At 68.8% G+C, this 4,039-nt stretch carries 4 protein-coding genes and 2 pseudogenes; 4 read left to right on the top strand and 2 right to left on the bottom strand.

Features of this window, described 5'->3' with window-relative positions:
* Together FV222_RS19210 and FV222_RS19205 are read left to right on the top strand one after the other, a co-directional pair.
* A pseudogene (locus FV222_RS19210) lies at window positions 1-249 on the top strand (phosphoesterase); the annotation flags it as partial.
* Between the two features lie 50 nt (window positions 250-299).
* A pseudogene (locus FV222_RS19205) lies at window positions 300-599 on the top strand (GIY-YIG nuclease family protein).
* A 63-nt stretch (window positions 600-662) separates the two neighbouring features.
* Here the strand turns inward: FV222_RS19205 and FV222_RS19200 are convergent.
* A complete protein-coding gene (locus FV222_RS19200; RefSeq protein ID WP_147764346.1) occupies window positions 663-1,337 on the bottom strand; it encodes an aldolase in 675 nt (224 codons plus the stop codon).
* A 24-nt stretch (window positions 1,338-1,361) separates the two neighbouring features.
* The gene (locus FV222_RS19195; protein ID WP_147815412.1) at window positions 1,362-2,369 is read right to left on the bottom strand and encodes a LacI family DNA-binding transcriptional regulator; all 1,008 of its coding nucleotides are present in this window, start codon (window positions 2,367-2,369) and stop codon (window positions 1,362-1,364) included.
* 168 nt (window positions 2,370-2,537) lie between these two features.
* Between FV222_RS19195 and FV222_RS19190 the strand changes: the two genes are divergently transcribed.
* A complete protein-coding gene (locus FV222_RS19190) occupies window positions 2,538-3,854 on the top strand; it encodes an MFS transporter (RefSeq protein WP_147754050.1) in 1,317 nt (438 codons plus the stop codon).
* A gap of 42 nt (window positions 3,855-3,896) precedes the next feature.
* Window positions 3,897-4,039 (top strand): NAD(P)-binding domain-containing protein (locus tag FV222_RS19185; RefSeq protein WP_246685546.1); only part of this gene is annotated, 143 nt, incomplete at its 3' end.

The following is a 4,039-nucleotide window of genomic DNA, read 5'->3' as shown; positions in this document are numbered from 1 at the left end:
GCGCCCGGCGAGGTCGCCGGCCACCTGCATCCCTGCGGCAAGGTCGCGATGCGCGGCCGGGCGGTGCGCCGCCGCTGCTTCGTCACCGACGGAACCCGCCTGGTGATGCCGGCCTTCGGCGCCTACGCCGGGGGCCTCAACGTCCGCGACGCGGCGTTTGAGCCGCTGTTTTCCAAGGACTTCACCGCACACTTGCTGGGCGACGGGCGGGTGTTCTCCATCGGGCGCGGGATGCTCTCGAAGGATTGAGATGTGCGCGATACTGCTCTTGAGCATCGAAACCGATACCGTCGTCGGACATGCCGAGTGCCGTATACCTGCTTGCCAGCCGTCGGCATGGCACCCTCTACCTCGGCGTGACAAACGACCTTGCTCGTCGTGTTCATGAGCACAGGGCGAAGAGATATCGCAGGTTCACTGCGACCTACGACGTGAATCGCCTCGTTTGGTACGAACTCTACGATCGGATCGTCGACGCGATCGACCGCGAGGAGGCGCTCAAGAAGTGGTGTCGCGACTGAAAGGTCCGACTCATCGAGGACTTCAATCCCGAATGGTCGGACCTCTATCCGACGCTTGCGGGCTGGACGGGGCTTTGAAACACCACCCCGTCATTCCGGGCTCCGCTGCGCGGCCCCGGAATGACGGGGATGGCGTGAAGATCATGAACAGCCGTGCGCGTGCCCATCATGCTCCGGCAGCGTCAGCCCGAAATGCGAGACCAGGTCGGCGACCTGGGCCGGGCTGAGCTGGCGCGGGTTGAGGTTACGCAGGAGCAGGTAGAGCTTGGCCGTCTCCTCCAGCTCCTCGGTGGCGAAGACGGCGGCCTCCAGGCTCTCGCCGGCCACCACCGGGCCGTGGTTGGCGAGCAGCACGGAGGCGTACTTCCCCGCCAGACCCCGGATCGCATCGGCCACCGCGGGATCGCCGGGGCGGTAGTACGGCACGAGGGCCGTGCCGCCGGTGCGCATCAGGTAGTACGGCGTCAGCGGCGGCAGCACCGCCTTCGGGTCGATCTCGGGCAGCATCGACACCGCCACCGCGTGGGTCGAGTGCAGGTGGACGATGGCGCGAGCCTCGGCGCGGCTCTCGTAGAGCGCGGTGTGCAGCGGGATCTCCTTGGTCGGCTTGTCGCCGGAGACCACCCGACCCGCGGCGTCGAGGCGCGAGATCCGGGCCGGGTCGAGGAAGCCGAGCGAGGCGTTGGTCGGCGTCACCAGCCAGCCGCCGTCGGGCAGGCGCAGGGAGATGTTGCCCGAGGAGCCGGGCGTCAGGCCGCGCTCGAACAGCGAGCGCCCGTGGCGGCAGATGTCCTCGCGCTGCTTCGACTCGCTCATGCCCGATCCCTCATGCCCGATCCCTCATGCGGTCGCGCCCGCGACCAGCGCGAAGCCGAGGTCGATCGTCTCGGCCGGTCCGCCCGCCGCCAGACGCTCGGCGGCGATTTCGCCGATCCGCAGCCGGGGCGTGCGGATCGTCGAGAGCGGCTGCGGCATCGCCGCGGTGATGTCGAGGCCGTTGTAGCCGAACAGCGCGAGCCGGTGCGGGATCGACCACCCGCGCGCCAGGCAGCAGAAGTAGCCGCCGAGCGCCATGTCGTCGTTGGAGAAGTACACGGCGTCGAGGTCCGGCGTGCGGTCGAGCAGCCGGTCGAGCGCCGCCCGCCCCGCCGTAGCGGAGGACGGTTCGGCCACGATCTCGCGGTCGATCAGCCCGTGCCCCGTGCCTTGCAGGGCCGCCTCGAACCCCGCGAGCCGCTTGCCCGCCCGGAGGTCGCGAAAGATGTCGTGGCCGACATAGCCGATGCGGCGGTAGCCCCGCGCCAGCAGGTGCGCGGCGCTGGCCTCGCCGACCGCCCGGTTGGAGAAGCCGACGACGAGGTCGAGGCCCGGCCCGTCCGTGTCGATCATCTCGACGACGCGTATGCCGGCGGCGCGCAGCAGCGCCACGGTGTCGGGATTATGCTCCAGACCGGTGAGGACGAGCCCGGCCGGGCGCCACGACAGCAGGGCGGCGACCAGCGCCTCCTCGCGGTCGGGATCGTAGTCGGAGACGCCGATCACGCTCTGGAAGCCGGTGCGGTCGAGCGCCCCCGTCAGCCCGCGCAGCAGGTCGGGGAAGACGATGTTGGCGAGTGACGGGATCACGATGCCGACGAGCTGCGAGCCGGCCGACGCCGCGTTGCCGGCCAGCGACCCGGCCAGGCGGTTCGGCACGTAGCCGAGCTTGGCCACCGCCTCGGCCACGCGGTCGGCGGTGCGCTTGGAGAACGAGCCCTGGTTGCGCAGCACCCGCGAGACGGTGCTCTCGCCGAACCCCGATTCCCGGGCGACGTCCGCCAGCGTCACGAGGCGCCGATGCAGGTTCATGGTGGCCCTTCGCGCGGCGAGATCAGAAGCGACATATCGAGCATCGCTGTCACCCGCAACTCGATTGGCAGCGCTGCCAAAATACTTTAGGCAGAATCCAAGCGCCGCATCACGGCGCAGAATCAATCATGACGCCGACGCGCCAAGACGTCGGCCTTGGAGGACGCCATGAGTTCACCAGCCGCCGTGCTGCCGGGCAGCGCCGTGCCGTCGAAGGACTTGGTCGAGCAGACCTATACGAAGGTGTTCTGGCGCCTCGTGCCGTTCCTGATGCTTTGCTACGTCGTCGCCTACCTCGACCGGGTGAACGTCGGCTTCGCCAAGCTGCAGATGTCCCAGGACCTCGGCTTCAGCGAGACGGTCTACGGCTTCGGCGCGGGCGTGTTCTTCATCGGATACTTCCTGTTCGAGGTGCCCTCGAACGTGATCCTCCACAAGGTCGGCGCACGGATCTGGATCGCCCGGATCATGGTCACCTGGGGGATCATCTCGGGCGCGTTCCTGTTCGTGAACTCGGCGACCACCTTCTACATCATGCGCTTCCTGCTCGGGCTCGCCGAGGCCGGCTTCTACCCGGGCGTGATCCTCTACACGACGGCCTGGTTCCCGGCCCATCGCCGCGCCAAGGTCATCGCCGTGTTCATGGCGGCGATCCCCGTCTCGGGCATCTTCGGCAACCCGCTTTCGGGCTGGATCATGGACGCGTTCAACGGCGCGCACGGCCTGGCCGGCTGGCAGTGGATGTTCGTGATCGAGGCGGTGCCGGCGGTGCTGGTCGGCGTCGCGGTGTTCTTCTACCTCGACAACCGCGCCTCCGAGGCCAAGTGGCTGAACGACGCCGAGAAGGCGGTGATCGAGCGCGACATCGCCGCCGACAACGTCGGCAAGGAGACGAGCCCGCACTCGATCGCGACCGTGTTCAAGAACGGCCGCGTCTGGTTCATGAGCTTCATCTACTTCTGCTTCGTCACCGGCCAGTACGGCCTGACCTTCTGGATGCCGACCCTGGTGAAATCCACCGGCGTGCAGGGCAACCTCAACATCGGCCTCATCAGCGCGATCCCGTTCCTGTTCGCGGTGTTCGTGATGATCCTGCTCGGACGCAGCGCCGACCGGATGCGCGAGCGGCGCTGGCACTTGATCGTGCCGGCGCTCTGCGGCGCCGTCGGCTTCGTCGTCGCGGCCACCGCCGGCAGCACCACGATCGCGATCATGGCGCTCTCGGTGGCGGCCGGCGGGGTGCTCACCTGCGCGCCGCTGTTCTGGTCGCTGCCCACCGCCTTCCTCTCGGGTGCGGGCGCCGCCGCCGGCATCGCGCTGATCAACTCGGTCGGCAACCTCGCGGGCTTCGCCAGCCCCTACGTGATCGGCGCCCTGAAGGACTACAGCGGCAACACCGCCACCGGCATGTACGCCCTCGCCGCGATGCTGGTGCTCGGTTCGATCGCGACCTTCGTGACGCCCAAGGGCCTGGTGAACCGCTAGACCCCGGCACCCGCCGCCCAAGGCCCCAACCGGACATCCGCGATGACAGCAACCTCCTCCGCCCGCCACGCCGCTGTGATCGGGCTCGGCTCGATGGGCTTCGGCATGGCGGCCTCGCTGCTGCGCGCCGGCTTCACGGTCGCGGCCTGCGACGTGAACCCCGAGGCCGTCGCCCGCTTCTCGGC

It is taken from the genome of Methylobacterium sp. WL103 (assembly GCF_008039885.1).
GTDB classification, from domain to species: Bacteria; Pseudomonadota; Alphaproteobacteria; order Rhizobiales; family Beijerinckiaceae; genus Methylobacterium; species Methylobacterium cerastii.
The sequence above is the reverse complement of the archived record's forward strand: the minus strand, read 5'-3'. Positions and strand labels throughout refer to the sequence as shown.

Bases quoted from the DNA above. Each gene is read 5' to 3' on its own strand.
- FV222_RS19200 (WP_147764346.1), bottom strand. From the start codon at position 1,337: ATGAGCGAGTCGAAGCAGCGCGAGGACATCTGCCGCCACGGGCGCTCG.
- FV222_RS19195 (WP_147815412.1), bottom strand. From the start codon at position 2,369: ATGAACCTGCATCGGCGCCTCGTGACGCTGGCGGACGTCGCCCGGGAA.
- FV222_RS19190 (WP_147754050.1), top strand. From the start codon at position 2,538: ATGAGTTCACCAGCCGCCGTGCTGCCGGGCAGCGCCGTGCCGTCGAAG.